At 65.0% G+C, this 472-nt stretch carries 1 pseudogene; it reads left to right on the forward strand.

From position 1 onward, the window contains the following. Positions 1–119 precede the first annotated feature (119 nt). Positions 120–472, forward strand: a pseudogene (locus R5H23_RS16915) (hypothetical protein); the annotation flags it as partial.

Genomic DNA, 472 nt, shown 5'->3' on the forward strand with positions numbered 1-472 from the left:
GCGGGTGCCAGAGCCTGTCTGTCGCCGCAAGGGGTGGTGTCCTCGGCTGACGCCTGCGGGACCGCCGCTGACGCGTCGCCCTTGCCCCGCCAGCCAGGCCCTGACCCCGGAGAGGACAGTTGAAGAGACATGAAGAGAAGGAGATCAGCATGTCCGAACACCCGACTGTCACCGTGGGCACCCGCGTCAGCACCATCCTGTACAACAGAGGCCGGGGCGTCGTGTATGCGGTCCATGGCACGCCGCGTCCCGAGACGATCCGACGCCTTGCTGGCGGCTTCATTGCCGCGGGGGGCAATGCCAGCTTTGACATCGTCTTCGCCTGCGGGAGTATCAGCAGGATGCTGCCCGAGAGCATTCTGCACGGTGTGCAGTGGAGGATCTTCCACGACGAGCCCAAGGCTGAGCCTGAGGAAATTGCGCAGCTGCGCGCTCATGCCGAAGCGTGCCGTGCTGAAAAGCAGGCGCAGAA

Origin of the sequence: Gluconobacter sp. GP1 (genome assembly GCF_032913585.1) — a bacterium.
Lineage (GTDB): Bacteria > Pseudomonadota > Alphaproteobacteria > Acetobacterales > Acetobacteraceae > Gluconobacter > Gluconobacter cerinus.